Genomic DNA, 24,767 nt, shown 5'->3' on the forward strand with positions numbered 1-24,767 from the left:
TGTTCTTACCTAATTTCATACTTTCGTTCTTAAACAATCGGGCGCTTTTGCCTGAACAAGAAGTAAAAGGCTGATACTAATTATACATGTTTGGAAAAAAAGAAGCCGGGGAGATTGAAACCATGCCCCGGCTTTCTTGCGTTTCCTGAAAGAGTATGTTGCTATTTAACTAAATAGGCAGATTAGTTGAAGAATAGTGAACACATTCTCTTAATTTGATTTGATTTTCCTTCTCTTACTATTTCTTCAATCTTTTTTTATCTTTCTTTTGTAGACTTAGGAAACTCTATTGAAAAAAATTAACTCGACTTACTCTTTTTTTATAAAATCTCTCCACGTTGTAAATCATACTAAAAAAGGAGGTCGAAATCATGATTGAAATTCCATCTAAGCTTGAAGGGAAGTCGTTTAAGCTTTACCATCTAGAACAGCAGCTAAAGCCGCTTGGCTATACAATCGGCGGGGGCTGGGAGTATGATCATGGTTCGTTTGATTATAAAATTGATGATGAAGCGGGCTATCAGTTTCTTCGTGTGCCATTTACAGCGGTGGATGGTCAGCTTGACTCGCAAAACACAACGGTTAAGCTGACAAATCCATACCTGCTTTCACATAAATACCAAATTGGACTTGATGATAATGTTCATATTGGAAATGCGAAAGCTTCATTTGATCAATTTCAGGAGCCAAAGGATAAGGATGCCGAGTTTCCTGAAAAGTATGTCGATATTGGCAAGGATTTAGTGAAAGAACTTGAAGCAGTATTGCTGGATTAATGGGTAATCAGTATGAGAAGATCATCCTGTTGCAGGATAAGGGAGATAGGCGGGTTCAACTTAGTCTTGTCTCCTTTTTTGATGCCGATTAACAGCAGTTCTTTTTCAAGCAGGGCGTGGCTTGCCGCACGAAAAGTTTCTCCAATTAATTCTTCTGGAATCGGTTCGATTTTAAAATAGTTTCCATTTGCAGCATTCAGTTCAGAATACACATTCGATAAGCCGTATTTTGCTAAGTAGCTGTTCATCATTAAATGACTTGAAAGCTGATACGATTTAATAATTTCATCTGCCCCGGCACGCTTTGCGTTATTCACATGCATTCCCGTTACGAGCTCGATGACTGTATATAAATCAGGATTTATCCCTTTCAAAGCAAGTAAAATGAGAATGGAGCTCATATCTGCATCCGATTCATTTTTATGCTGATTGGCTGTAATGATGGCTGCATCTGCATGTTCGATATTCGCTCTCACGAGTGTCCGATCTATTGTCGGGTTGCCTTTAATAAAATGAAGATTTTCAATAAGAGGAGATTCCTCAAGCGTATCATCAATTAGTACAAGGTTTTTGTATGGCTTTATTTTCTGGAAAGTCTCAATCAGTTCACTCGTTTTCTCATTCCATCCGATAATCACAATATGATTGCCATGTTTATAAGCTGTATCTCCTTTTAGATAAGAATGCTGTTTTTGAAAAGCTGCAGCTGACAATGTTGCGAAATAAGTTGTGACAAATCCTGCTCCGATTAAAATGAGCACCATTCCAACAGAGCGCCCCGCTACGGTTTCAGGCACATAGTCTCCGAAGCCTACGGTGGATACGGTGACAAGCGCCCACCAGATTCCATCAAACACGGTTGGAAAAACTTCAGGTTCAATGAGTGAAATAATCTGACCGAAAAGCAGCACGATCAGCATAACGATCAAAACAATTCTGAAATACAGGGGCCATTTCAGCCAATCAATCAATAATTTATTAGACTTCACCAAACTCACCTCTTATTTATCTTTTGGAAGAAATGAAAGTACCTCTCTGATAATGGAATTGATTTTCTCTGTGACAGCCTCTTTTCCATAGACACCTATAGCTTTTTCAATGGCAGACAATGTTTTCTCATTGAATTCGATTATAGGCTTATCCTCTTCTGCGTCATTGTAGAATTGGATAAAGATATCAAGACCTTCATTCATTTTATCAATCGCATCGCTGAGTGCGTTTTTTTCATCTTCAGTCAATTTCATCGTTTCACTTCCTTATGTCCGTTCAAAATGTATTCCTCTGTAGTATGTGCAATCTTGCTCTATTTTTTCGGCAATCAGTGAAAGTTCTAAAGTTTGGATTCTTGCCAGAAACAGCCGTGAGAATTTACTGACCAAAATGCAGGAATGGGATTATTTCCTTGGAATTGCAGCCATTAAGAGACTTCAGGGGCTTTATCAGGGAACGCTTGTTGCACAAGGAGCTTTTAGTCTTTATAAAACAGAAGCGCTTAAAGAAATCGGCGGTTGGCCTGAAGCAATTGGTGAGGATATCGTGCTGACATGGCGATTCCTTCACTGTAATTACAGGGTATACTTCGAGCCTTTTTCAGTTGCATTTACTGAAGTTCCATCGACATTTCGTCATTTTGCAAAGCAGAGATCAAGATGGGCCAGGGGAATGATAGAAGCTTTAAAGGAAATGAAGCCTTGGCATCAGCCGGTTCTGTTCGCCAAATTTCTGACTGGCGTAAACTTTATCATGCCATACCTTGATTTTACATACACAGTTTTTTGGATTCCGGGACTTATTCTCGCATTATTTGGTTATTTTGGATCGTCGGCCCGATGACCCTATTTGTTCTCCCGATTACCTTAATCAGCTATTTCAGTATTTACTCTTACCAGAAAAAAGTGTTCAGGGAGCTTGATTTACGAGTCAGAAAAAATACAGCCGGTTTTTTCTTATTTGTCTTAACGTATCAAATCTTAATGTCACCAGTATCTGTATGGGGCTATTTTCAAGAATTTTTTCGTTTGAGGCGAATATGGAAATAAGTGAGATGATAAACGCCATCTATTTAGTAAAGAATAAAAACTATATATAAAGAATTCAGCGAGATGGATTTCACCATAGAAGGGAGGTGACCTTATCCGCTAACGGGTAAGGGAACTTTTGATTGCCACAAATTTGATATTGGTAGCCCTGTTAATTGCTGCAACCGGTTTTTTTGTCGCTGCAGAATTTGCCATAGTAAAGGTGAGAAGTTCCAGAATTGATCAGCTTGTCGGAGAAGGAAATAAGAATGCCATTGCTGCAAAAAAAGTGACTGGAGCCCTTGATGAATATTTATCTGCCTGCCAGCTGGGAATTACGATCACAGCTCTTGGACTGGGCTGGCTTGGAGAGCCGACAATTGAATATTTGCTACATCCGCTATTTGATTCATGGGGATTAAACCCGTCTCTTTCCGGCATTTTATCATTTGTGCTAGCTTTTATTGCCATTACTTACTTGCATGTAGTTATTGGAGAGCTTGCCCCAAAAACGCTTGCCATTCAAAAAGCCGAGTGGGTGACAATGACGCTGTCCCGTCCGCTCATTTTCTTCTACAAGATCATGTATCCTTTTATAAAAACGCTGAATGGTTCTGCGTTATTTATTATCAGGCTCTTCGGTCTGCATGCAGCATCCGAGCATGAAGTGGCTCATACAGAAGAAGAGCTGCGGATTATTCTGTCTGAAAGCTTAAAAAGCGGGGAAATCAATCAGTCAGAATATAAATACGTCAATAAGATTTTTGAGTTTGACAACAGAATTGCCAAAGAAATTATGGTTCCAAGAACAGAAATGATTACGGTATCCCTTGAAGATTCTCTCGAGGAGAATCTAGAGATCATGAGAAGCGAAAGATATACAAGATATCCGCTCGAACATGAAGATAAAGATAACATTGTTGGTCTAATCAATATTAAAGAAATATTAAATGCCCTTTACATGTCAAAAGAAGGCGTGCTGATTAAAAATTATATACGTCCCGTGATCAAGGTGATCGAAACGATTCCCATTCAAGATTTATTGCTGAGAATGCAGAAAGACCGAATCCACATGGCAATCCTGGTAGATGAATATGGCGGTACAGCAGGGCTTGTAACAGTAGAGGACATTCTTGAAGAAATTGTCGGAGAAATCTTGGATGAGTTTGATGTGGACGAACTGCCTAATGTTCAAAAGAAAAGCGAGCATCACTACATTTTTGACGGCAAAGCACTTATTGAAGAAGTAAATGATCTCCTTCAGCTCGAGATTGATTCAGAAGATGTCGACACAATCGGGGGCTGGGTGCTCACAGAGAAAATCGATGTGAAAAAAGGAGACAAAATCATGTCTGACGGCTACGAGTTTACCGTAACCGATATGGAAGGGCATCATATTAGAACGCTTGAAGCTAAAAAGAAGGTGGAAACTGCAGCAGGTAATCGTGAATGATTGCCTGTTTTTTTCGGAATAAAAAGATGGCAGATGACTGACAAAACATGTCTGATTTTAAAAAAACGCACAATTAATGCTCAATGCAGCCGGTGATAATGTCGCAGAATGATGATTTCAAAACGTAGTTCCAACTTTTCATAATTGTTTAAGAAGAACGGTATCTACCCGCAGGTATCTGCTTCTTTTTTTTATAAATACAATTAGAGGGAATTCGAAGGAAATTGTTCAATCTTTAACATAATTAGAGTATAATATTTTTTAGTAATGACAACTTTTAATAAATGTAAGCGAATACTTTGCTTTTTAACATTTTATTCCTATTTTTCATTCGTCTTACTTGACGTTAAGGTTGATATAAAGGAGTGTTTAAGTTGAAAAAGATTTGGTGGAAAGAAGCGGTTGCATACCAAATATATCCTAGAAGCTTTATGGATTCCAACGGTGACGGAATAGGCGATATCCGCGGGATTATTTCTAAATTAGATTACTTAAAAGAATTCGGCATTGATGTGATCTGGATTTGCCCGATTTTTACATCACCTAATGCTGATAACGGCTACGACATCAGTGATTATCAAGACATTATGGCAGACTTTGGTACAATGGATGACTTTGATGATCTTCTGGCTGAAGTGCACAAGAGAGACATGAAGCTGATTCTTGATCTGGTAGTGAATCATACTAGTGATGAGCATCCTTGGTTTATTGAATCACGATCTTCAAAAGAGAACGACAAACGAGACTGGTACATCTGGCGCGACGGCAAAAAAGGAAAAGAGCCAAACAACTGGGAAAGTATTTTCAGCGGTTCTGCCTGGGAGCATGATGAAGCGACAAACCAATATTACATGCACGTATTCGCAACAAAGCAGCCTGATTTAAACTGGAAAAACCAAGAAATGAGGCAAGCAGTTTACGATATGATTAACTGGTGGCTGGATAAAGGCATCGACGGCTTCCGTGTAGATGCAATTTCTCATATTAACAAAAAAGACGGCTTCCCTGATCTTCCTAATCCGAACGGACTTGATTTTGTTTCCTCTTTTGATTACCACATGAATGTAGAAGGCATTATGGAGCACCTCAGCGAGCTGAAAGCGCAAACGTTTGCGCGTTATGATATCATGACAGTCGGCGAAGCGAATGGCGTTAAGCTTGAGCAGGCAGAAGACTGGGTTGGCGATACAAATGGAATCTTCAACATGATCTTCCAATTTGAGCACCTCGGATTATGGGATAATGGCAAAGAAGGAACAGTCGACCTCATTAAGTTAAAAGAAACATTAACAAAATGGCAAAAAGGGCTGGACGGATCCGGCTGGAATGCATTATTTCTTGAAAATCACGACCAGGCCCGCTCTGTATCAACCTGGGGCAACGATAAGGAATTTTTGACAGAAAGTGCAAAAGCATTGGCAGCCATGTACTTCTTAATGCAGGGTACACCATTTATTTATCAGGGACAGGAGCTTGGTATGACAAATGTTCATTTCCCGTCAATTGATGATTATGATGATATAGCGATGAAAAACCTTTACCGTATTGAAACGGCAAAAGGACGTTCACATGAAGAAATCATGGAAATTATCTGGCATAAGGGCCGTGATAATTCCCGTACACCTATGCAATGGAATGAAGAGAAAAATGGTGGCTTCTCTACTGGCACACCGTGGTTTGGAGCGAATGAAAACTATAAAAAAATTAACGTTGAAAAGCAGGTAAAAGATGAGAACTCGGTTTATCATTTCTATAAAAAGATGATTGACCTGCGTAAAGAGCATCTGGTTTTCGTTTATGGATCTTATGATTTGATTCTTCCAGAGGATAAGCAAATCTATGCTTACACAAGAACTTTTGAAGGCAAAAAAGCACTGGTTATCTCAAACATCAGCAACAAAACGGCTTTTTACCAGTACAGCAAGCTGCCGTTATCTAAAGAACAGCTGATCCTTCAAAACTACGATGTTGCTGAACATAAGCACACAACATCATTTACAATGAAACCATTTGAAACAAGAGTTTACGTTCTTTAAACCACATACCCTCAAGAAGGATGAATGCCTTTTGGGGGTTTTGTTATGAAGTAGATAATTTCCTTAAAAGTGAGCAGATCAAAGCTTGCGAGTAGCTCCAACGTGCCGGATTAGGATGCTTAATGATACAATGCAACCAAAGGAAATAAGGAGGACTCGCATAATGCTGAAAAGGTTTACTATAAAAACAAACTCTCGCGACGAGATGGCAGATGTGACTTCAAGTGTTGAAAAACTAGTGAGAGAAGCTTCTATAAAAGAAGGAACTGTCCTTATTTACTGCCCGCATACTACAGCAGGCATTACAATTAATGAAAATGCTGATCCAGACGTAAAAAGAGACATGATCAGACGTTTTGATGAAATCTATCCATGGCACCATGAGAAAGACCGGCATGCAGAAGGAAATACTGCTGCTCACATGAAAGCGAGCACAGTGGGCGCCACGCAGCATGTTATCGTATCAGACGGACAGCTGGTTCTCGGCACATGGCAGGGAATTTACTTCTGTGAGTTTGACGGCCCGAGAGAACGTACTTTTTATGTAAAGCTGCAGTCTTCATTGTGAAAAAGTATCAAAATCTTGACGATGTTCAAAATACGAAGAACTTTTCCGATTTGAGAAAGTGGATGAAAGAAAGAAGGAGCAAGCAAAAGGATCTTTCTCTATCGATTGAACGAACAGACAAAACAGTTGAAGCTGAATTAAAAAGCAATCGATCAGACATAAGCATCACCTGGATCGGCCATTCTACTTTTCTGATACAGCTAAATGGAATGAATATTCTGACTGATCCGGTATGGGCAGAAAGAATGGGCGTTCAAAAACGGCTTACTAAGCCCGGACTTCAAATACAGGATCTTCCTGAGATCGATTTTGTTCTAATCTCGCATGGACATTATGACCACCTTGATTTTTCGAGTATTAAACAATTAAAAGGAAATCCGGTGTATTATGTGCCGGAAGGCCTGAAACCTGCTTTCAAAAGAAGAGGGTATAAGCAGGTAATAGAAGCAAATTGGTGGGATTCATTTGGAGTAAATGGCGGAAAGCTATCCTTCGTTCCTGCTCAGCATTGGACAAGGAGAACGCTGTGGGATACCAACTCTTCTCATTGGGGCGGCTGGGTGATAGAGGATACTGTCACGCCATACACTGTTTATTTCGTTGGTGATACAGGTTATTTCAGAGGATTTAAAGAGGTTGGGAGCAGATACGATATCGATGCAGTCCTAATGCCGATTGGAGCGTATGAGCCGGAGTGGTTTATGAAGGTTTCCCACATAAATCCGGAAGACGCGATTCAGGCGTTTCTTGATATAAATTCAAAAGGACCATTTATCCCCATGCATTATGGTGCATACAGGCTGGCAGATGATACAGGGCCCGAAGCCCTCGGGCGCCTGTATTCAGAATGGGAAAGACTTTCGCTTGATAAAGAGCTGCTTATGGTCATGAAAATCGGAGAAACATGGTGGAGGAAGCAGTGAGAGCTGCTCCCCGAAATCAGAAAAAGAAGGCGGCTCATTTAAACGAGCCGCCTTCTTTTTATCCCCGTACCTTATAAGTAAACCGTTCATTTTTTTTAGCCGGCAAAAACTCTTTAAAGCCTTTAATTGTTTCCGGAGTTTCTTTGGCGATCTCAATTGTTGTCTGGACTGTCTGTTTTTTGTATTCAACATCTGACATGATTTTCTGCTGTGTGGCAGTCAGCTTGGTTGTTTCAGTTTGTATGCCCTCTGTTTGCTTTTGAATGCGGTTAGCCGTTTCCTGAAGATCCTGCAATGCAGGCTGTGCTTTTTTAAACGTTCTAAAAGCAGAGGTTCCTAAATAAATGAGTGCACAAACTACAAGCGCGATGCTTATATAAACAATAGCCATCGATAAAAACTCCTTTCTATTTCTTCTCTTTTTTATTTTTTACCCTAAAAGGCCATTTCTTAATCTAGGATAGAGGGCCTCATATTGTCTATATCCTTCAGCCATGAGCGAATGCCGCGTCCTGCATAAGGCTCGTCTTTGAAACGGGGAATAACATGCAGGTGGGCGTGAAAAATATGCTGTCCGCCTGTTTCTCCTGAATTCCATCCAATCGTATAGCCATCAGGCTGATCCTCATCATCGAGCCATTTCTTCACTTCCTTCAGCAGGCTGAAAGTTGCGTGCCACTCTTCTTCTGTTAAATCGAAAACGGTTGGCCTGTGCTCTCTTGGAACGATTAAGCCCGAGCCTTTCAGCACTTTTTGCGGCATTTGCAAAAAGACGCAATGTTCATTGGACAGAACGGCTTTTTGATCTTCTATCATTTCGGGATTGCAAAGCGGGCATAACTCTTCCAACTAAGACAACTCCTATCTATCTGAATCTATTTTTTACCATTTTAGCATAATCAGCCAAAATGAACGCGATATTTGCTTCTAGGCGGGTATTCCTTTTAGTATGGCAGGGAACAGCGGCCGCCATGTAGAAGAAGATATACAGCATTCTTCTGAGATGGGTGGGAAACTGTATGACATGGAATTATACCTCTATAAGCAGGCTGCTTAAGATTGAATACCCAATTGTTCAAGCACCGATGGCAGGAGGAATTACTGTCCCGAAGCTTGTCAGCGCGGTCAGTGAGGCCGGAGCATTGGGATCAGTCGGTGCAGGGTATTTAAAGTCCGTTCAGCTTGATCAACAAATAAAAGAAATAAAAGGTTTAACAGACAAACCTTTTAATGTGAATCTTTTCGTCCCTGAAAAAGAAGTAGGGATCAGCAAAGAAGATATTCAGATGATGAAGGGTGTCCTTGAAAAATTAAACATGCTGACGGAGGATATTTCATTCACAAATAAAAAGAGTCAATCAAATTATGAGAAGCAGCTTGAGGCTGTTCTTCATAATGATGTGCCGATCTGTTCTTTTACTTTTGGCCTTCCTTCCATAGAAGCAGTCAGGGAGCTTAAACGGGCAGGCCGGATTGTGATGGGCACAGCAACAACAGTGGAGGAGGCTATTTTGTTCGAAGAGCGGGGTGCAGACGTTATCGTCATGCAGGGAAGCGAAGCAGGAGGACACCGAGGTACATTTAAACGCTCCGCTGATTCTTGTATTGGCACAATGGCTCTTGTACCTCAAGCAGCAGACGCTCTAAGCCTTCCAATTATTGCAGCTGGGGGGATTGCAGATGCAAGAGGAATAGCAGCAGCGCTGATCCTTGGTGCAGATGCAGTCCAGCTGGGAAGTGTATTTATTCCATGTACAGAAAGCGGGGCCCCTTCTGCTTACAAAGCAAAGGTACTAAGCAGCAATGAAGATGAGACCGTTTTGACAAGAGCCTTTTCCGGCAAATACGCCCGCGGAATTGAAAATGACTTTATTCAAAAGATGAAACCATTTGAAAACAGCATTTTACCTTATCCTGTACAAAATGAAATGACAAAAAGTTTGCGCAGACATGCTGCACAAGAGCTCAATGCGGAAAACATGTCATTATGGGCAGGACAGGGTTTAAGAATGATTACTGAATCTATGTCTGCGAAAGAGGTTTTAGACAGATTAATTGGACAAGTGAACGCTGTAACAGAATCCAGCTGGAAGGGAGTGGATGCAAATGGATCTTAAAAAGGCGGCAGCCCTTGATGAGAATGATGAGCTTGCCCATTTTCGAAATGAGTTTTATCTGAAAAAAGATGTGATTTATTTAGATGGAAATTCCCTTGGATTGCCTTCAAAAAGGGCAGAGGCAGCACTGATTTCCATGCTTGATGCCTGGAAGGAGTTTGGGATTGACGGCTGGACTCAAGGAGAAAAGCCTTGGTACTACTTATCAGAAACGCTTGGCGAACAATCTGCATTTTTAATAGGGGCGAAGCCTGATGAGGTGGTTGTGACCGGATCAACAACAGTCAATCTGCATCAGCTCGCTGCTAGCTTTTTTCATCCAGAGAAGAAGCGGACGAAGATTCTTGCAGATGACCTGAACTTTCCATCTGACATATATGCGCTGCAGAGTCAGCTGTCATTAAGAGGACTCGATCCGAATGTCCATTTAGTTAAGGCGAAAAGCAGGAATGGCCATACCCTTGAAGAGGACGATATCATAGCTTGTATGACAAATGAAATTGCATTAGTCGTTTTGCCTACCGTTCTTTACCGGAGCGGACAGCTGTTGAATATAGAAAAGCTGACGAAAGCCGCAAGCGAACGCGGGATTTTGATTGGGTTTGACGGGTGCCATTCAGTGGGAGCAGTGCCGCATGAGTTTCACAAATGGGGAGTTGATTTTGCCTACTGGTGCAATTACAAGTATTTAAACGGAGGACCCGGGGCATCTGCAGGACTGTTTGTTCATGAAAAGCACTTGGGGAAAATGCCGGGCTTAAGCGGATGGTTTGGATCGAATAAAGAGTCTCAATTTGATATGGAGCACACCTTTACTCCTGCGGCCTCTGCCGGAGCCTATCAAATTGGAACGCCCCATATTTTCAGTACTGCGCCTCTGTCTGCGTCTCTTCAGCTTTTTAAAGAGGCTACTCTTTCAGCCATCCGCAAAAAGTCGCTGAATATGACAAGAATTATGATGGATTTAATTGATTCTGAGCTTTCAGGGTTTGCTTTTCGCATTATCAACCCTGCTGAAGATAACAGACGCGGGGGCCACGTAGCTCTCCTGCACCCTGAAGCAGCAAGGATTTGCAAAGCATTAAAGCAGGCTGGCGTCATCCCGGATTACCGATCACCAAACATTATCAGACTGGCACCAGTTGCATTGTATACATCATACGAAGAAATTTGGAAAACAATACAGTTTCTAAAGGACATTATGAGGGAAAAAAGATATGAACAATATGAAAATAAGCGTGAGGTGATCGCATAATGATTATTGATATTTCAAGACCTATTCAAAATAGCACGCCAACGTGGCCCGGCGATACACCATTTGACTTTGAATTAATGTGGACAAAAGAAGCAAGCGGATCCGTTAATGTAGGCAAGCTTGAAATGAGCACCCATACCGGTACGCATATAGATGCACCTTTTCATGTTGATTCAGAGGGGAAAAAAGTGCATGAGCTCGATCTATCAATCTACTGCGGAAAAGCAAAAGTGATACACCTTCAGGATGTTGAAGTGATAACAGCGCACGAGCTGAAAAAAGCAGGTCTTTCTGAAACAGAAAGGCTGTTGATCCGAACAGATTCGTGGGATGACCCGTTAAGGTTTCCGGAAGAGTTCTCATATTTTCACCCTGATGCAGCTGCTTACTTGAAAGAAATCGGAGTCAAGCTGATAGGTGTGGATGTTCCTTCTGTTGATTTTATGAAAAGCAAAGAGCTTCCTGCCCATCATTCATTTTTAGAGCATTCTATTTTCATTTTAGAGGGGCTTGATTTAAGCGCAGTAGAACAGGGAGATTATGAGTTAATTGCTTTGCCGCTTCTGATTGTAGATGGAGATGGAAGTCCTGTGAGAGCAATTTTAAGAACGTTTGAATAAGGCTTGTCAGAGTAATTGGACCGGAACGTGTATTCTGTTTGTAGGTGATGGAAAATGAAAATCATTCATTATTCTTATAGAAAACACGGCAGAATTGAATTTTGGTTTGATAAGTGGCCGAATTCACCCGTTGTTTTCACTCCCATTAAAGAATACTATTTTATTAGAGTTGTAAAGTGGAGTGAGCTCGATCCGCTCGTTACGAGAGATGACCTTGGCAAGATGGAGCTGATTGTCAATCAGTACCTTGGACGTGAACAATACTACATGCAGCGCAAATATTTTGATAAAAACCGGCTGAGGCTGCCTAAATAATAGGCAGCTTTTGTCTGTTATTTTAGATAAACAGCCGAGCCGATCTTAGAAATGATTTTCTGATCATCAGCGAGCGAGAAAGTTCCCTGGATTTCTCTGCCTGCCTTTCTGTAAACATACAAATATCTGTAATCCAGTCTTGTAACCTGTGAAAGCATATATGCAGTCTGAACGGCTCCCTCTTTCCGGTATTTATTCAATGAAGCGATAATTCCTTCTGCATCTTTAATTCCAATTCCATGGCCGTAATAGAGATCATATCCCATATCGATTGTATTTTCTCCGCGCCACTGAGGCTTTTCAGGATCGAAATCCGGGTTTTTAAAATATACACAGTCACCCGGCAAAAAATCGTTTCCTCTTCTTGTAAAAACGCCAAGATTATCATCGTAATGCCAGTCATAGAGAATCATTCCGGCAAATAGCTGATTGAAATGACGCTCTTCAATGATCTCAAGCACAGCTCTGTAAAATACGGCCACAATGGCGGTCGCGCATTCAAAGGCATAAAGCTTCCCGTTTGCATAAAGATCCCTGATCCCTTCTGACGGCGGAACTCCCGGCTTTATGACAATCGCCCCTTGACTTGTCAGATTCCACAGTGCCGGGTTGCAGCGGGAATATTCAAAGGTGGTGAACTTTACGCCGCTTTGATACAAAGCTGTTGCCGCTTTTACAATTTCAATTCTTAGGTCCAATTCAAATTTTAGCTGATTAAAATGTTCATAGGAATAAACTTCTTCATACTTTACCATTAAATCCAGGATCTCTTTTTGCTCGCCGGTTAATATGGATGTATTTAATATATTATTGCTTTGATAAGCATTCTGTATTTTAATCACAGCAATCATTCGCCTCCCAATATGAAGCTGATTTAATATTTTATGAGGGCACCCTGCGAGTTGGAACTCCTGATGAATATTTCCTGAAGGATCAACGTATGATGAATTAAGTCATCTGCGTCAGTAATTCCTACTTGACTGATTGGAATAATTGAATTATATTTTTTAAATAATAAAGGAAAATGTTAGGGGGAGAAAAAGTGTCATCTATTTTAGTTATTATTAATATAGCCGTGCTGCTTGGCCTTATCTTTTTATTATTTTTTATGCAGAAAAAACATGTATCGTTTTCAAAACGTGTATTTTCTGCACTCGGTTTGGGAATTATTCTCGGGTTTGCTTTTCAATTTATCTATGGACCGGAAAATGAGGTACTGCTTGAATCGATTGGCTGGTTTAATATCGTTGGAAGCGGCTATGTAAAGCTTCTTCAAATGATCGTAATGCCGCTAGTTTTCATTTCGATTCTGGCAGCATTTACGAAGATGAAATTGTCAAATAACATCGGTAAAATCAGTGTTCTTATTTTAGGAATTCTTGTTGGGACGACTGCCATTTCTGCTGCAATTGGCATTGGCACTTCTCTTGGCTTTAATTTAGAAGCTGTCCAAATTGAGCAGGGTGAGGCAGAAACAGCAAGAGGGGAAGCTCTTGATGCAACTTACACTGAGATCCAGGATCAGACATTCCCTCAAAAAATCCTTGAATTGCTGCCTGGAAATCCATTTCTTGATTTTACTGGAGCACGTCCGACATCAACGATAGCGGTTGTCATTTTTGCTGCAATTTTAGGTCTGGCATTCTTGGGTGTTAAACGGAAAGAACCGCAGCATGCAGAGTTATTTGCAAACATAGTTGATGCATTTTATGCAATCATCATGAGGGTCGTCACGCTCATTCTTCGACTTACTCCATACGGCGTGCTTGCCATCATGACAAAAACTGTGGCTTCAAGTGATCTTGATTCCATCTTAAAACTTGGGAAATTTGTCCTCGCTTCTTACGTTGCGCTGCTTGTTATGTTTATCATTCACTTGCTGCTGTTAACACTTGCTGGGCTTAACCCAATCACATATGTAAGAAAAGTACTTCCTGTATTGACGTTTGCTTTTACTTCACGTACGAGCGCAGGAACGCTTCCTTTGAATATCAGCACACAAACTAAAAAACTCGGTGTACCAGAGGGAATCGCAAACTTTGCAGGATCTTTCGGTCTTAGCATCGGACAAAATGGCTGCGCAGGCATCTATCCCGCAATGCTTGCAGTTATGATTGCACCGACTGTCGGCATCGATCCATTAAGTCCTTCTTTCATCTTTACATTAATTGCGGTGGTTGCCATCAGTTCATTTGGAGTTGCCGGTGTCGGCGGAGGGGCTACATTTGCCGCAATCCTTGTCCTCTCAACCATGAATATGCCAATTGCATTGGCAGGTCTGCTTATATCAGTTGAACCTCTTATTGATATGGGCCGTACGGCATTGAATGTCAGCGGCAGCATGACAGCTGGAGTTTTAACTGGAAAAGTGACAAAAGAATTAGATACAGATACGTATAATAATAGCGGCTCATCACAATTGGAGCTGGAAGCTTAATAAAAAAAAGCAGTTAGCAACTGAAAAAATTCAGTCTAACTGCTTTTTATTTTACAGAGCCGATTGCGATGGCATAGTTATCCAAAAGAACTTGCTGAATTCTTCTATAAAAATCCTCATGACATTCAATCACTATAACAACTTCTGTTTCTTTCTTTTTAGAAAAAGGCTTTAATTTTTTCTTTTTAATCACACGATAGTAGAAAAAATTGAGAAGAAATCCAAGTAAGAGTCCGCTGCAAGCTCCGATCAAGCCCCAATAAACCGGCCCCCACGCTAAACGGAACCCAATGCTTACGCCTATTACAGCAAAAGCAGTGGCGAGTGCTGCGCCAGTATCAAACAGACTGACTCCATCAGAGTGATGAATCGAATCCATCAGTTTCATTGAATCATCTGTAGTATTTAATGAGACGGCCAGTATCTTCTCTTTGGGAATTCCTTCTAGTTCCATCTGAGAAATGGCCAGTTCTAGATAAGTGCAGTGATCAAACGTAGCAAAAACTTGCAATGGATATCGCCTCTCAAACTCTTTCAGGAAATTTAACTCGGTAATGCTGATAATTTTTCACAAGGAAATTTCTCTGCTCATCAATAAAAAGTTTATTGTTCTCAACCGTATTAATATAAGCGTCATAGACTGCAAAACCGTACACAGAAGGCACAAACATCAGCCATGAAGGATTCAGAATATCTGTAGCATGCTGTACTTGCCCCAAAAATAAAAAATGAACGGCAAGCAGGCACTTAGAATAATAAACAAAAACAACCGTCCATATCAAAGCGAAGAAACCAGTAATGAGGCGATGAATATAAAGCTGCCCTGTTCCCGGCATCAGAAAAGACCAAATGACGGCCATTCTGGGGTTCCTTTTATCTAAATAATTGATTTCAACAGCCCCTATTGAGAACGTATTGAAGGGGGCATTTTCCCGTTCAGCAAGCAGAAAAACACGATTAGAATCAATCGTAGTCTGGTAACTGTCCCAGATTGCAAAGATGTAAACAGGAATATAAAGAAGAGTTCAGCGGTAATCAAGTGCATCCCGTGCCTTGTCAATTTCACCGCAAAAAGAGTAAACCATGGCGATGTTTAAATGTGATTGCATATTAATAAATACTTCCCAGACAAATAAGAGCAGCCCTCTAAGATATTTTGATAAGAGCAAATGTCCAAATCCCGGAAAGGCTGCAGACCACCATGCAATAATATACGGGTTTCTCAAATGAAATTGTGTCGTTCCAAGCATGCTTAAATGAGCTTTATACCGTCTATACTGATTGGCGCCTGAATAATTATCCATCTTTTTTCCTGCTGCTTTCTATATAGTGATATGCACCTTATCATTTCCTTTTTTATGGAAATACATGCGAAGAGTACACGAAGTTTCAAATTTAAACTTTTATGAGGGAAAATGTATAATAAAGGATAGCACGCAAGCATGCTGGATAGGAGACAGAATGAGATGAGTTTACAAAAGACAGGTAGCAGCTGGCGGGTATTCTTTCAGCTGATACGAAATACAAAGCCTTCAAAGACAAGAATGGCAATTGCAGGTACGCTCAGCGTTTTATCCACAGTTGTCGGTCTGGTCATCCCATTGTTCACGAAGAATTTAATTGATGATTTCAGCTTTGATAATTTTGGAAGTGTACATATTTTTCTGCTGATATCAGCATTCATAGCACAGGCCATTACAAGCGGGGTTTCGATTTACCTGCTCAATCATGTCGGACAGCATGTCGTTGCAAGGTTAAGGGAAAGACTTTGGAAGAAGCATATCCACCTTCCCGTTCGATTTTACGACGACCATAAAACCGGTGAAATGATCAGCCGGATGACAAATGATACGGCCATCTTAAAAGGGTTAATTACAGATCATATAACAAACTTCTTTACAGGAATCATTGCCATAATAGGGTCCTTCGGCATTCTTCTTTATCTGGACTGGCAAATGACGTTAATCATGCTTGCCTTAATTCCTCTCTCCATTTTGATACTGCTTCCGCTGGGAAGAAAAATGTACAAAGTCTCTAAAGGTCTTCAGGATGAAACAGCGGGCTTTACAGCGTTATTAAGTGAAGTATTATCTCATGTCCGATTGGTGAAATCCTCCAATGCGGAACATAGAGAGTACAGCTCAGGGAAAAGCGGAGTTGGCCGCCTTTTTCAATTTGGTCTGGCTGAAGCAAAAATTCATGCATGGATTGGCCCGTTAATCTCACTTGTGATTATGTCGCTGCTCGTAGTGATCCTTGGCTACGGAGGCTTAAGAGTTCAAGCCGGAGTTCTGTCCTCAGGAGATTTGGTTGCTTTTATTCTTTATCTCTTTCAGATTGTCATTCCAATGACTCAATTTACGGCTTTTTTCACACAGCTGCAAAAAGCAATGGGTGCTTCGGAGCGAATTATTGAAATTCTTGAAGAAGATGAGGAAAACCTTCACTCAGGCAAGGAAGTAGAGAACATTCACCAATCGATCCGCTTTAAAGAGATTGATTTTGCCTACAAAAAAGAAGAGCAAATTTTAAACAAGGTTACTCTTGAGATTAAGCGGGGGCAGACCACGGCTATTGTCGGACCGAGCGGAAGCGGAAAAACAACGCTGTTCTCATTAGTTGAACGTTACTACTTGCCTACAGGGGGAGGTATATTTCTTGGGGATGAACAAATAGACAGCTTTACCCTTGCTTCGTGGAGAGAGCAAATTGGCTACGTTTCTCAGGAAAGTCCCATTATATCAGGCACAATTAAAGAAAATATCTGTTATGGATTAACGAGAGAAGTGACGGATGCAGAAATAGCCAAAGCAGCGAAGATGGCCTATGCGGATCAGTTCATTGAAGAATATCCTGACGGCTATAATACTCAAGTAGGAGAACGTGGTGTTAAACTCTCAGGCGGACAGCGTCAGCGTATCGGTATTGCCAGAGCGCTGATAAGGGATCCTAAAATTCTCCTTCTCGATGAAGCAACCTCAAGCCTTGACAGCCATTCTGAAATTGTTGTTCAAAAAGCACTGGGCAACTTAATGGCCGGACGAACAACGATCGTCATTGCCCACAGGCTGTCCACGGTTATTGATGCTGATCAGATTATCTTTTTGGATAAAGGAAGAGTCACCGGAACAGGCACACATTCGGAACTGCTCGAATCTCATCCGATGTACAGGGAATTCGCGGTTCAGCAATTAAAGCTGAATGATATAAGGTTAAATGGGACTGTGTGGTTTTGATCAGATGGTCTTTTTTTGCTGTTAATAGGTATTTACTGATATGCGTGTATGACACCCTAAAATGAGAAAAATCCGAGTTTAGGGTACTCAAAGAGGCCGTATGACACCCTGAGATGAGAAAAATCCGTGAATTGGGTACTCAAAGAGACCGAATGACACCCTGAAATGAGAAAAATCCGTGAATTGGGTACTCAAAGAGGCCGTATGACACCCTGAAATGTGAAAAATCCGTGGTTCGGGTACTCATAGAGACCGTATGACACCCTGAAATGAGAAAAATCCGTGAATTGGGTACTCAAAGAGGCCGTATGACACCCTGAAATGAGAAAAACCCGTGAATTGGGTACTCAAAGAGGCTGTATGACACCCTGAAATGAGAAAAATCCGTGAATTGGGTACTCAAAGAGGCCGTATGACACCCTGAAATGAGAAAAACCCGTGGTTCGGGTACTCATAGAGACCGTATGACACCCTGAGATGAGAAAAATCCGTGAATTGGGTAATCATAGAGAGAGTATGACATTTCATTTAGGAAGTATCCGGAATAAAACGAGCAAATCAGAGAGTGCTTGACTGTTTTTGGTTGAATAATAGTATTAATGATTAATAATGATTGTTTTTGAAAGTTTTTGGTTGATTTATGAAAGGGCTTACGTTAGAATGAATTCAAGGTAAAGATTTTAGGCAATTAGAACGATTAGCTGGAGGTGACTGAATGATTACACCAGAACGGCACCGGATCATTATTAAGGTACTGGGTGAAAAACAGGTCGCAACGATACAGGAATTAGTTGATGCTACTTCTTCTTCAGAATCAACCATCCGAAGAGATTTAAGCCAGCTCCAAAAAGAGAAAAAATTAAAACGTGTTCACGGAGGTGCTTCTCTTTTTCATCAAAAGGGAGAAGAGCTCAGTGTCATTGAAAAGTCCTTACAAAATGCTGCTGAAAAAGAACGGATTGCCAAATTTGCAGCAGACCTTGTGAAAAACGGAGACAGCATATACATTGACGCAGGTACGACAACTATGCAGATGATTCCATATTTAAAAGACAAAGAAATAACGGTCGTCACAAATGGCGTTTCACATCTCGAATTGCTGCTTGAAAATCAGATCTCAACCTACCTGATTGGAGGCATTGTAAAGCCGAAAACAAGAGCGCTTGTAGGCAGTGGAGCACAGTCAGGAATCAACGCATACAGATTTGATAAATGTTTTATGGGTGTGAACGGCATTCATCCGGAAGCAGGCTATACAACACCGGACCCGGAGGAAGCCGCAATCAAGAGGCTTGCCATCACCCTGTCTCAAGAAGCATTTATTCTTGCAGATGATACGAAATTCAATGAAATTTCGTTCTCTAAAATTGCCGGCCTGCACGAAGCAGCGGTAATTACGAACGAACTGGATGAAGACACAGTTTATGATTTTAAAGAAAAGACAGAGATAAAGGTTGTGACAGCATGATTTATACATGTACGCTGAACCCTTCCATCGATTATGTCGTGAAGGTAAACGATTTTAAAGAAGGGCACCTCAATCGCACGGATAGCGCGAGCATTTTTCCAGGCGGGAAAGGAATCAATGTTTCAAGAGTTCTGAAACGGCTGGGAACAGAAAGTACAGCACTTGGCTTTGCAGGCGGATTTACAGGCCAATTCATCAAAGAGTTTCTCTCATCAGAGGGGATTACACATGATTTTATCAGTGTTTCAGATCAAACGAGAATTAACGTCAAGCTTAAATCAGTTAAAGAAACAGAAATCAATGGCCGTGGTCCAGAGATTACAACTGAGCAGAAGCTTGAGCTGCTCGGGAAAATCGATGAATTGCAGGCTGAGGATGTACTCGTTTTAGCAGGGAGTATTCCATCCGCTCTTGACGAAAGCTATTATAAAAAAATAGCAGATAAATGCTTAAAAAATAGTGTGAAAGTTGTCATTGATGCATCAGGTAATGCACTAAGAAGCACATTCCCAAGCAAGCCCTTCCTGATCAAGCCGAATCATCATGAATTAGGGGAGCTATTCGATACAAAGGTCAGCAGCGCCCAAGAAGCTGTTTATTATGGGAAGAAGCTGCTTGAAGAGGGCGTGCAGAATGTCATTGTTTCAATGGCTGAAAAAGGGGCCATTTTCATCAATCAGCACGGAGCTTATTTTGCCAATGTACCATCTGGAGAAGTAAAGAATTCAGTTGGTGCAGGAGATTCAGTTGTTGCCGGCTTTATTGCAGGATTCAAACAGCATGGAGATTTTAAAAAAGCCTTTAAGCAGGGCGTTGCAACCGGAAGCGCAACTGCTTTTTCAGAAGATCTTACTACAAAAGAGTTTGCAGCTGAGCTCATTAATGAAGTAAATGTCAATGAGATTTAGATATTCATTGAAGGGGGAAGAAAAATGAAGATTACAGATTTATTAACAAACGATACGATTATCCTAAACCTGCATGCAGAATCAAAAGCGAATGTTATCGACGAAATCATTGAGTCACTTGATCGGGCAGGCAAGCTAAAAAATAAAGAAGAGTATAAAAAAGCGATTTTGGCCAGGGAAGAGCAGAGCACTACAGGAATCGGAGAAGGGATTGCCATTCCTCATGCAAAAACAAGTGCAGTGTCAGTACCTGCAATAGCGTTTGGCCGCTCTGCAGAAGGAATAGACTATGAATCACTCGATGGCCAGCCTGCTCATCTGTTTTTCATGATTGCGGCTTCTGAAGGAGCAAACAATGAACATTTGCAAACGCTTTCCAGACTTTCAAGTTTTTTAATGGATCCGGCTTTTAAAAAGAAGCTTGAAGAGGCCGCTTCAAAAGCAGAAGTTCTTGCTGCTGTTGATCAAAAAGAAAAAGAGATGGAAGCAGAAGAAGAACCTGCATCATCCTCTTCAGGCAAGAAAATTCTTGCTGTCACAGCATGTCCCACTGGAATCGCGCACACATATATGGCTGCAGATGCCCTAAAGGCAAAAGCGAAAGAGATGGGCGTAAGCATCAAGGTTGAAACAAATGGATCCGGCGGAATTAAAAATGGTTTGACAGCTGAAGACATTGCAGAAGCCGAAGCAATTATCGTAGCTGCTGACAAACAGGTGGAAATGGATCGTTTCGCAGGCAAGCATGTCATTCAGGTGCCTGTTGCCCAAGGAATCCGAAAGCCTCAGGAATTAATTCAAAAAGCGCTGGATCAGGATGCGCCTGTTTATAAAAGCAGCGGTGAGAAGAAAACGGCTGACTCACCTAAATCAGGAAGAAACGGTTTTTATAAGCATCTAATGAATGGTGTTTCGAACATGCTCCCGTTTGTCGTGGGCGGAGGAATTTTGATTGCGATTTCCTTTATCTTTGGAATTAATGCCGCAAATCCAGATGATCCATCCTACCACCCAATCGCAGAAGCATTAAGCACAATTGGCGGAGGCAATGCCTTTTATCTCATGATTCCGGTTTTAGCCGGGTTTATTGCGATGAGTATTGCGGACCGTCCGGGATTTGCACCAGGTATGGTCGGGGGTCTTATGGCAGCTACAGGAGGAGCAGGATTCTTGGGCGGATTAATCGCCGGTTTCCTTGCGGGTTACTTAGTTGTCGGACTTAAGAAAGTATTCAGCGGGCTGCCGAATTCTCTTGAAGGCATAAAGCCTGTACTGCTTTATCCATTGTTCGGTATTTTACTGACAGGTCTGATCATGATGTTTATTGTCATCGAGCCAGTTAAAGCATTAAATGATGGATTAACGGTTTGGCTTAAAGGAATGGGAACTGGAAACCTTGTGCTGCTTGGATTGATTTTAGGCGGAATGATGGCGGTTGATATGGGAGGTCCAATCAACAAAGCGGCCTTTACATTCGGAATTGCGATGATCGACGCAGGCAACTTTGCACCGCATGCAGCCATTATGGCTGGCGGAATGGTGCCTCCGCTTGGTCTTGCTCTCTCAACAACTTTCTTTAAAAAGAAATTTACAAAAGCAGAGCGGGAAGCAGGGAAAACAAATTACGTCATGGGAGCATCTTTTATTACTGAAGGAGCCATTCCATTTGCAGCAGCTGACCCCGCGCGTGTTATCCCGGCTGCGGTTATCGGATCTGCAGCAGCTGGAGCGCTTACGATGATTTTTGGCATTGGACTTCGCGCACCTCATGGCGGGGCATTTGTTATCCCGATTGTTGATGGAAATCCATTGTTATACATTGCAGCAATCTTGATCGGATCATTGATCACAGCTGTCATGGTAGGATTTACGAAAAAAGAAGTTAAAGAATAAATGAATGGCCTATTCACTTGATGAATAGGCCATTCTTACATGGAGCCTCTATTTTTGTTACAATAAGGATTATCTGCTTAATTGCTGGGAGGAACGACTATGACAGATCACATCTATTACGATTTTTGGTATTTGAAATCGGAAGAAATCAAGCTAGACGGTTCTGATACAGGAGCTGTAGCTTATGAAATCGGCATCAATGTGTTTGCTGATGAAGAATTTGATCACCTTTTGGATGATGTCCGGATCTCAGGATTGAATAAAGAAGAGATGCTGAGTTTTGATGTGCTAAACGCTGATCGCTTATTTTCAAAGCTTGAAGAAGAAGGTCTTCACAGTGTCGTCCGTGATATAAAAACAGCCGGCTTTTATTTTGTGATGGGAGAAAAAGTTTCTGTCATCCAGGATAGTTAAGAAGCTCTAAAATTGACCGCGCTGCTTGATTAATTGTATAATAAGATTAACTTAAATATCTCTTCCTTAAAGGGGAGTAGCTTTTACAGCAAAGTCGTCAATACGGGAATGTTCCCCGGCTTTGCTGGCAGCGATGCTGTTAGCGAGACCTTTGCCGATTATTTGGTGAAGTCTCTTTCGAAAAAGACGTTATGACCAAGTAATTGGATCTGACGTCTTTTATTTTTTCCGAAAATAAAATTAAAGGAGCTGTACGATGATGAAAATGTTTAAAGTATTGGCTGTTTTATCCATAGTTTTCCTAAGTGGGTGTTCTTTGCTTGAAGGCGTTAATTCTTCTTTGCAGTACGCAAATGATGCAAAGGATTATATTAATGAGGCAAGCATATTTGCAGAGGAGATTCCTGCCCTTGCTGAAGAGGCTGTAAATAACAAAGAAGCAAGAGCAGAGCTTGAGCAGAGTTTAAACAATATGAAGGAAGAAATAAATACATTTAAAGAATCGGATGCGCCGGAGATTGCTCTGGATGCACATAATCAGCTTATCATCTACAGTGAATCACTTGAAAGCGGAATTGATTCTGCTCTGAAGCAAATTGAAAACGGAGAGTGGAATCTTCAGCTGCTTGAAGACACAGAAATTGTGAAAACCGTGTCTGAAATGAAAAGCATCTTAGATCAAATTGAACAGCTTGGATCTTGAGATACAAGGTAAAGAGGAAAGGAGGTTCTCAGGATGAAAGGATATAAGCAATTTGCAGATAGCGTCAAAATAGGAGGAAAAGGGACACGTGCCAAGCTATATGGCCATGATTCTTCCTTAACCTTCATCGGAGCTGGCAGAAGCGCATTTGTTTTTAAACTTGCGAATGAGAATAAAGCTTTAAAGGTGTTCTTTCCTTCATTTACTCATATTGCAAAGGAAGAAGCTGAAATTTACAGAACCCTTCAGGGGATTGAGTATTACCCCAATCTATATGAAGCGGGAGAAAACTATTTAGTCATTGATTATATAGAAGGAAGCACTCTCTTTGATTGTGTCAGCACGGGAATATCCATAACTGATAAGCATATAGCAGAGATAGATAAAGCTCTTATGCATGCTAAAGAAAGAGGGCTGAACCCGTCTGATATTCACCTTCGCAATATATTCATTACCGATGGGGGCGAGATCAAAATGATTGATGTCGCAAGGTTCCGTCAAACAAAAAATTGCACACAATGGGACGATTTAAAGACAGCTTTTAATAAATACTACCGCAAGACTTATTTTCCTAAAAGAATACCAGCTGCCATGATGAATTTTATTGCAGCCTTGTATAAGAAAAAGCTGATTTCATTAGCATCATAAAAAACGAGAGATTTCTATAAAAGAGATCTCTCGTTTTTTGCATGGAAATAGAATGATCTATAAAAGTTTAATTTGATAATAAGCAGCAATGCTCTTCTGAAGCTCCGCTAAAGCCGGATCTTGATTCAAGTTCGCAAGCATCCCCTGTATTACAGCAGTGCGAGGTGACTCCTCTTTAATTTCTGCCTCCAGCACCTCAAGCGTGACAAGAAGATCACCTGAGAGCTGCTGCTTGCTTCGCTCGATTTTGGCTAATAGTTCATCCCGGTTGATGGCTGTACACAAAGAGAAAAGATTTTTTTCTCTTTCACTTGAAAGAATGGGTTTCTCTTTTGAAACCATCAATCCTGATGCAACATCATCCACCCGGTTTAAAAGAAAAGCTGCGAGTTCATCGAAATCCAATTCTGCTTTTTCAAAGATAATGAATTTCAAATAAGAATGAATCATTCCTTGAAGGATTGTGCTTATATCCCAGATATATTCTTCAATGGACTCGCCGTAAATGGCCAGAAGCGCATTTTTAACAAAAAGATTGGAATCTGCATTCATTTTTTGAATGAAAGCGGCCATTGAAGGGTTATTTGGTATGGCGTTCTCCCTCATTTGCATAATAATGAAATCTTTATGTTTATTAATCTCACTCAGCTGGCAGGATAGCTGGGCGATTAAAAGTGCGCGGGGTTCGAGATCCAGCTGTCTGACAGCCTCCATTTTTGAATGAATCAGCTCAAAATGATATTTGAATGTTTCAAGCAGGAGAGCTTCCTTCGATTTAAAATAAAGGTAAAAAGACCCTTTTGAAATTCCGCATTCGTTTGCAATATCCTGTATGGACGTTGAGGTAACCCCTTTTTTAGCGAAAAGGCTCATAGCCGCTTCAATGATCCGCTTTTCTTTTTCCTTCATCGTGTATTCTCCTTATAACAGTAAAGAATGAGTTTTAGAACAGAATGGCTTCTGCCACTAAATAAGTCAA

Annotated in this window: 26 protein-coding genes and 1 pseudogene; 18 read left to right on the forward strand and 9 right to left on the reverse strand. The window is 41.0% G+C overall.

Translation table 11 applies throughout. The annotated features are described in order from the left end of the window. Positions 1–371 precede the first annotated feature (371 nt). Entirely contained in the window at positions 372–776 is a 405-nt protein-coding gene (locus QFZ72_RS06110) for a YugN-like family protein (RefSeq protein ID WP_307430773.1), read from the forward strand. Here the strand turns inward: QFZ72_RS06110 and QFZ72_RS06115 are convergent. Beyond that, positions 773–1,765: a potassium channel family protein gene (locus QFZ72_RS06115; protein WP_307430776.1), complete on the reverse strand. Its 993-nt coding sequence runs from the start codon at positions 1,763–1,765 to the stop codon at positions 773–775. The two genes, QFZ72_RS06110 and QFZ72_RS06115, sit on opposite strands and share 4 nt — an antisense overlap. Positions 1,766–1,777: 12 nt before the next feature. Next, positions 1,778–2,020 carry an atypical membrane-integrating protein (Mistic protein) gene (locus QFZ72_RS06120; RefSeq protein ID WP_307430780.1) on the reverse strand — a complete coding sequence of 81 codons (243 nt, stop codon included), beginning with the start codon at positions 2,018–2,020 and terminating at the stop codon, positions 1,778–1,780. Positions 2,021–2,117: 97 nt separating this feature from the next. On the opposite strand from QFZ72_RS06120, the pseudogene QFZ72_RS06125 reads away from it, so the two are divergent. From QFZ72_RS06125 to QFZ72_RS06145, 5 genes and pseudogenes are all read left to right on the forward strand, one after another. After that, positions 2,118–2,815, forward strand: a pseudogene (locus QFZ72_RS06125) (glycosyltransferase family 2 protein); the annotation flags it as partial. 118 nt (positions 2,816–2,933) lie between these two features. Further along, positions 2,934–4,247, forward strand: coding sequence for a hemolysin family protein (locus tag QFZ72_RS06130; RefSeq protein ID WP_307430783.1), 1,314 nt, complete (start codon positions 2,934–2,936; stop codon positions 4,245–4,247). Positions 4,248–4,621: 374 nt separating this feature from the next. After that, on the forward strand, positions 4,622–6,283 hold the full coding sequence (locus QFZ72_RS06135) for an alpha-amylase family glycosyl hydrolase (protein ID WP_307430786.1): 1,662 nt from the start codon (positions 4,622–4,624) through the stop codon (positions 6,281–6,283). A gap of 163 nt (positions 6,284–6,446) precedes the next feature. Beyond that, complete coding sequence (locus QFZ72_RS06140; protein ID WP_307430789.1) at positions 6,447–6,851, forward strand: secondary thiamine-phosphate synthase enzyme YjbQ; 405 nt, start codon at positions 6,447–6,449, stop codon at positions 6,849–6,851. Next, positions 6,845–7,774 (forward strand): MBL fold metallo-hydrolase, encoded by a 930-nt coding sequence (locus QFZ72_RS06145; RefSeq protein WP_373464665.1) that lies wholly within the window; start codon positions 6,845–6,847, stop codon positions 7,772–7,774. Before QFZ72_RS06140 ends, QFZ72_RS06145 begins: the two co-directional genes overlap by 7 nt. 58 nt (positions 7,775–7,832) lie before the next feature. Here QFZ72_RS06145 and QFZ72_RS06150 read toward each other — a convergent pair whose 3' ends face one another. Together QFZ72_RS06150 and QFZ72_RS06155 are read right to left on the reverse strand one after the other, a co-directional pair. Continuing rightward, complete coding sequence (locus QFZ72_RS06150; protein WP_307430793.1) at positions 7,833–8,165, reverse strand: DUF948 domain-containing protein; 333 nt, start codon at positions 8,163–8,165, stop codon at positions 7,833–7,835. A gap of 59 nt (positions 8,166–8,224) precedes the next feature. Beyond that, complete coding sequence (locus QFZ72_RS06155; protein ID WP_373464434.1) at positions 8,225–8,623, reverse strand: HIT family protein; 399 nt, start codon at positions 8,621–8,623, stop codon at positions 8,225–8,227. Positions 8,624–8,793: 170 nt separating this feature from the next. Here QFZ72_RS06155 and QFZ72_RS06160 point away from each other — a divergent pair, with 170 nt between their 5' ends. The 4 genes from QFZ72_RS06160 to QFZ72_RS06175 are packed head-to-tail and all read left to right on the forward strand — an operon-like array spanning position 8,794 to position 12,081. Next, positions 8,794–9,891, forward strand: coding sequence for an NAD(P)H-dependent flavin oxidoreductase (locus QFZ72_RS06160; RefSeq protein ID WP_307430795.1), 1,098 nt, complete (start codon positions 8,794–8,796; stop codon positions 9,889–9,891). Continuing rightward, on the forward strand, positions 9,875–11,146 hold the full coding sequence (gene kynU / locus QFZ72_RS06165) for a kynureninase (protein ID WP_307430797.1): 1,272 nt from the start codon (positions 9,875–9,877) through the stop codon (positions 11,144–11,146). Before QFZ72_RS06160 ends, kynU begins: the two co-directional genes overlap by 17 nt. Further along, the gene (kynB, locus tag QFZ72_RS06170) at positions 11,146–11,766 is read left to right on the forward strand and encodes an arylformamidase (RefSeq protein WP_307430800.1); all 621 of its coding nucleotides are present in this window, start codon (positions 11,146–11,148) and stop codon (positions 11,764–11,766) included. Before kynU ends, kynB begins: the two co-directional genes overlap by 1 nt. A gap of 54 nt (positions 11,767–11,820) precedes the next feature. Continuing rightward, positions 11,821–12,081 carry a hypothetical protein gene (locus QFZ72_RS06175; RefSeq protein WP_307430803.1) on the forward strand — a complete coding sequence of 87 codons (261 nt, stop codon included), beginning with the start codon at positions 11,821–11,823 and terminating at the stop codon, positions 12,079–12,081. Positions 12,082–12,098: 17 nt separating this feature from the next. Here the strand turns inward: QFZ72_RS06175 and QFZ72_RS06180 are convergent, their stop codons facing one another. After that, positions 12,099–12,923, reverse strand: coding sequence for a protein-glutamine gamma-glutamyltransferase (locus tag QFZ72_RS06180; RefSeq protein WP_307430806.1), 825 nt, complete (start codon positions 12,921–12,923; stop codon positions 12,099–12,101). 182 nt (positions 12,924–13,105) lie between these two features. Between QFZ72_RS06180 and QFZ72_RS06185 the strand changes: the two genes are divergently transcribed. Continuing rightward, entirely contained in the window at positions 13,106–14,518 is a 1,413-nt protein-coding gene (locus QFZ72_RS06185) for an L-cystine transporter (RefSeq protein WP_307430808.1), read from the forward strand. Positions 14,519–14,564: 46 nt separating this feature from the next. On the opposite strand, the gene QFZ72_RS06190 is transcribed toward QFZ72_RS06185, so the two are convergent. The 3 genes from QFZ72_RS06190 to QFZ72_RS06200 all read right to left on the reverse strand — a co-directional run bounded on the left by QFZ72_RS06190 (position 14,565) and on the right by QFZ72_RS06200 (position 15,822). Beyond that, a complete protein-coding gene (locus tag QFZ72_RS06190; RefSeq protein ID WP_307430813.1) occupies positions 14,565–15,029 on the reverse strand; it encodes a hypothetical protein in 465 nt (154 codons plus the stop codon). 13 nt (positions 15,030–15,042) lie between these two features. Continuing rightward, on the reverse strand, positions 15,043–15,378 hold the full coding sequence (locus tag QFZ72_RS06195) for a hypothetical protein (protein ID WP_307430816.1): 336 nt from the start codon (positions 15,376–15,378) through the stop codon (positions 15,043–15,045). A gap of 165 nt (positions 15,379–15,543) precedes the next feature. After that, positions 15,544–15,822: a hypothetical protein gene (locus QFZ72_RS06200; RefSeq protein ID WP_307430818.1), complete on the reverse strand. Its 279-nt coding sequence runs from the start codon at positions 15,820–15,822 to the stop codon at positions 15,544–15,546. A gap of 162 nt (positions 15,823–15,984) precedes the next feature. Here QFZ72_RS06200 and QFZ72_RS06205 point away from each other — a divergent pair, with 162 nt between their 5' ends. The 7 genes from QFZ72_RS06205 (at position 15,985) to QFZ72_RS06235 (ending at position 23,788) form a co-directional block, all read left to right on the forward strand. Then, positions 15,985–17,754 carry an ABC transporter ATP-binding protein gene (locus tag QFZ72_RS06205; RefSeq protein ID WP_307430821.1) on the forward strand — a complete coding sequence of 590 codons (1,770 nt, stop codon included), beginning with the start codon at positions 15,985–15,987 and terminating at the stop codon, positions 17,752–17,754. Positions 17,755–18,469: 715 nt separating this feature from the next. Further along, positions 18,470–19,222, forward strand: coding sequence for a DeoR/GlpR family DNA-binding transcription regulator (locus QFZ72_RS06210; protein ID WP_307430824.1), 753 nt, complete (start codon positions 18,470–18,472; stop codon positions 19,220–19,222). Further along, a complete protein-coding gene (gene pfkB, locus QFZ72_RS06215) occupies positions 19,219–20,130 on the forward strand; it encodes a 1-phosphofructokinase (protein WP_307430826.1) in 912 nt (303 codons plus the stop codon). Before QFZ72_RS06210 ends, pfkB begins: the two co-directional genes overlap by 4 nt. Positions 20,131–20,154: 24 nt before the next feature. Further along, on the forward strand, positions 20,155–22,023 hold the full coding sequence (locus tag QFZ72_RS06220; RefSeq protein WP_307430829.1) for a PTS fructose transporter subunit IIABC: 1,869 nt from the start codon (positions 20,155–20,157) through the stop codon (positions 22,021–22,023). 99 nt (positions 22,024–22,122) lie between these two features. After that, positions 22,123–22,437 (forward strand): hypothetical protein, encoded by a 315-nt coding sequence (locus tag QFZ72_RS06225; RefSeq protein WP_307430831.1) that lies wholly within the window; start codon positions 22,123–22,125, stop codon positions 22,435–22,437. A 256-nt stretch (positions 22,438–22,693) separates the two neighbouring features. Further along, positions 22,694–23,140 carry a DUF6376 family protein gene (locus tag QFZ72_RS06230; protein WP_307430834.1) on the forward strand — a complete coding sequence of 149 codons (447 nt, stop codon included), beginning with the start codon at positions 22,694–22,696 and terminating at the stop codon, positions 23,138–23,140. 33 nt (positions 23,141–23,173) lie between these two features. Beyond that, complete coding sequence (locus tag QFZ72_RS06235; RefSeq protein ID WP_307430837.1) at positions 23,174–23,788, forward strand: protein kinase family protein; 615 nt, start codon at positions 23,174–23,176, stop codon at positions 23,786–23,788. A gap of 57 nt (positions 23,789–23,845) precedes the next feature. Here the strand turns inward: QFZ72_RS06235 and QFZ72_RS06240 are convergent, their stop codons facing one another. Continuing rightward, positions 23,846–24,697 (reverse strand): TetR/AcrR family transcriptional regulator, encoded by an 852-nt coding sequence (locus tag QFZ72_RS06240; RefSeq protein ID WP_307430840.1) that lies wholly within the window; start codon positions 24,695–24,697, stop codon positions 23,846–23,848. Between the last annotated feature and the right edge of the window lie 70 nt (positions 24,698–24,767).

Source organism: Bacillus sp. V2I10 (assembly GCF_030817055.1).
GTDB lineage: Bacteria > Bacillota > Bacilli > Bacillales > Bacillaceae > Bacillus_P.